Genomic DNA, 921 nt, shown 5'->3' with positions numbered 1-921 from the left:
TGAGGATCTGATCTTTAACGTGACCCTGAGCAACGGTTCCGACAGTGTCGTGACCTTCCCATTCAGTCTGGGCGGCGGTGCCAGCGGCGATCCGGCCGAGATAACCGACTACAGTCTGTTGTCGTTCAGTAATAACGTTACCTATGACAGCAATACGGGTCTGATTACCGTACCGGCGGGAGTGACCGGTTTCACGGTAACGGTTGCCACCACCGACGACACCCTGGACGAGAACAACGAAACCGTTGATCTGAGTATTGGTGGTGAGACTGCCACCGGCACCATTGTTGATAATGACGGTGCGCCGACAGTAACTGACATCGAGCTGCAAAATGCTCAGGCCGAAGAGGGTGTTGAGGATCTGATCTTTAACGTGACCCTGAGCAACGGTTCCGACAGTGTCGTGACCTTCCCATTCAGTCTGGGCGGCGGTGCCAGCGGCGATCCAGCCGAGACAACCGACTACAGTCTGTTGTCGTTCAGTAATAACGTTACCTATGACAGCAATACGGGTCTGATTACCGTACCGGCGGGAGTGACCGGTTTCACGGTAACGGTTGCCACCACCGACGACACCCTGGACGAGAACAACGAAACCGTTGATCTGAGTATTGGTGGTGAGACTGCCACCGGCACCATTGTTGATAATGACGGTGCGCCGACAGTAACTGACATCGAGCTGCAAAATGCTCAGGCCGAAGAGGGTGTTGAGGATCTGATCTTTAACGTGACCCTGAGCAACGGTTCCGACAGTGTCGTGACCTTCCCATTCAGTCTGGGCGGCGGTGCCAACGGCGATCCAGCCGAAGCGACCGACTACAGCCTGTTGTCGTTCAGTAATAACGTTACCTATGACAGCAATACGGGTCTGATTACCGTACCGGCGGGAGTGACCGGTTTCACGGTAACGGTTGCCACCAC

1 protein-coding gene is annotated in these 921 nt (G+C 55.0%); it reads left to right on the top strand.

Annotated elements, in window-relative coordinates; all coding sequences use genetic code 11:
* Nucleotides 1–19 precede the first annotated feature (19 nt).
* On the top strand, nucleotides 20–921 hold a 902-nt coding region (locus EOPP23_RS17215; RefSeq protein ID WP_228550769.1), incomplete at its 3' end, for a hypothetical protein.

This window comes from Endozoicomonas sp. OPT23, assembly GCF_009653635.1.
GTDB lineage: Bacteria > Pseudomonadota > Gammaproteobacteria > Pseudomonadales > Endozoicomonadaceae > Endozoicomonas_A.
The sequence above is the reverse complement of the archived record's forward strand: the minus strand, read 5'-3'. Positions and strand labels throughout refer to the sequence as shown.